We start from the raw sequence: 2,415 nt of genomic DNA on the forward strand, positions 1-2,415 counted from the left end.
AGGACGACCAGGCTGGCGGTCAGCAGACCCGAGTCCGGCCCGGAGTCCCGGTCGCGCCGGGCGTACACGCGGGCGGTGGCGGGCAGCCGGCCGAGGACGGTGAGCCGCTCGACGGTGAAGGGGACGTACAGCCCCTGCGCACCGCACGCGGCGAGCGCGACCTGGAAGGCGCCGTCCAGGAGCCGGGCGTCCACGGTCCCGGCGGGGTCGCCGCGCAGGACGCCCACGGCCTCCCCGGAGGCGGGGGCGACCGACAGGGACGCCACCGTGCGGAAGCCGCTGCCGTAGTCCAGCCCGGAGCGGGCGAACGCGGCGTACATCGCGTCGAGCGCGACCTCGGTGAAGCCGTGCGCGGCGGCCGGGGCGGCGAGCGCGGGCAGCTCGGGCGCGGTCAGGGTGGCGGTGCACACCAGGGCGCCGGAGCCGTCGCGAAAGGCGAGGGCGTCGCCGTCCCGCGCGGCCGTGAGCGTGGCGGGGGCCTCGACGGCCGCTCGGAAGGTGAGGTCGCGCAGCCCGAAGCGGTCCTGGCCGAGGAAGTCGGCGACCTTGGCCGGGTAGCCGGCCCCCGGCAGGGTGGGCCGGCCGAGCACGAGGTGCTCTGCGGCCTCCGGGTGGTCCGTCCACGTGCTAAGCATACGGGCGGGAGCGGGCGCGGGCTGCTGCTGCGCGGGCTCGAGCCACAGATACTTCTCGGCGTGCGGCGCGGTCGGGAAGCGCACCCCCGACCGGCGGCGCGGCCCGGCGGCGAGGTCGGCACCAGAGACGAACGCCTGCGCCGCGGCGGCGAGTTCGCCGCGGGCCGCGGGCGCGGCGGTGGGCAGCTCGTACGGGCGCACCGCCGTGGACGCGACCCCCACGTGGAGGGAGCGGACGTCCTCGACACCGGCCAGGAACAGCTGGAGCTTGTCCTGGAGCTGCTCGGCGCTGTCCGCGACGCAGGCCAGCCGGTGCACCCCGGCCGGACGCAGCCGGCTCGCCTCGGCCAGGGCCTCCAGGGAGGGGCAGTAGGCGGAGCGCAGCATGAGCACGAGCCGGCGGGCGAGGGTACGCAGCGCGTCGTCGGAGCCGGCCGAGAGGACCAGGAGCTGCGGACCGGAGTCCGTGCCGCCCTGGTCCGTGCCCGGTGCGGCCTCGACCACGACGTGGGCGTTCGCACCGCCGAAGCCGAAGCTGCTGACGCCCGCGACGCGCGGGCCGGGGCCCCACGGGAGGAGCCGGTCGGCCACGAACAGCGGGGAGCCGTCGAAGTCGAACGACCGGTTCGGGGTCTCGTAGTTCAGGGACGGCGGGATGTGGGCCGCCTGGAGCGCCAGCACCGTCTTGATGAGGCCGGCGATGCCCGCGGCGGGCTCCAGGTGGCCGATGTTGGTCTTCACGGAGCCCACCGCGACCGGCGGGCGGCCGGCGGGCTCGCCGAGGGCCGCGTGGAGGGCCTCCAGCTCAATGAGGTCGCCGAGCTGGGTGCCGGTGCCGTGCGCCTCGACGTAGCCGATGTCGGCGGCGGCGCGCCCGGAGCGGGCCAGCGCCCGGCGCAGCACGGCTTCCTGGGCCGGCCTGCTGGGCGCGGTGAGGAAGCCGGCGCTGCCGCCTGTGTGGTTGACGGCGGTGCCGCGGATGACAGCGAGGACCGGGTCTCCGTCGCGTTCGGCGTCGGAGAGCCGCTTGAGGATGAGGGCGCCGGCGCCCTCGCCCCGCACATAGCCGTCGGCGGCGTCGTCGAAGGCCCGGCAGGCGCCCTGCGGGGAGAGCATGCCGTTGCGGGTGAAGGAGCTGTTCTTGGCCGGGGTGAGCACCAGGTTGGCGGCGGCCACCACGGCGGCGTTGACCTCGCCGGCCCGCAGGTGCATGGCGGCCTCGTGCAGGGCGACGAGGGACGACGAGCAGGCCGTGTCGACGGCGAAGCTCGGGCCGGACCAGTCGAAGACGTGGGACAGACGGTTGGCGACCATGGAGGGGGCCGTGCCGGTGGCCACGTGCGGGTCGGAGTGGCCGATGCTGCGGGCCACGATCTCCGGGAAGTCGCTGGCGATGGCTCCGACGAAGACGCCGGTGGCGGCGCCGAGCGAAGTGTGGTCCCGGCCGCAGCTCTCCATGGCCTCGGCGGTGACGCTGAGCAGGATCCGCTGGAGCGGGTCCATGCGGCGCGCCTCGCGGTCGGTAAGCCCGAAGCGGGCGGCGTCGAAGTACTCGACGCCGTCGACCCAGCCCATCCGCACGTCGTCGGCGCCCGCCTCGGACCACAGGTGGGCCCAGCCGCGCTTGCCCTCGGGGGCGTCGCCGATGCTGGACACGCCGGCGACGAGGTTCTGCCAGAGCTCGTCCGGGGTGCTCGCGCCGGGGAACCGGCACGCCATGCCGATGACGGCGAGGGCGCCGTCATCGGCCGGCCGCGCGGCCGCGGGGGCCGGGACGGGG

1 protein-coding gene is annotated in these 2,415 nt (G+C 76.3%); it reads right to left on the bottom strand.

Going from position 1 to position 2,415, the window contains the following annotated elements:
* On the bottom strand, positions 1–2,415 hold a 2,415-nt coding region (locus B9S58_RS01685), incomplete at both ends, for a beta-ketoacyl synthase N-terminal-like domain-containing protein (RefSeq protein ID WP_181009143.1).

Origin of the sequence: Streptomyces sp. SM11 (assembly GCF_002910905.1) — a bacterium.
In the GTDB taxonomy this organism is placed as follows: domain Bacteria; phylum Actinomycetota; class Actinomycetes; order Streptomycetales; family Streptomycetaceae; genus Streptomyces.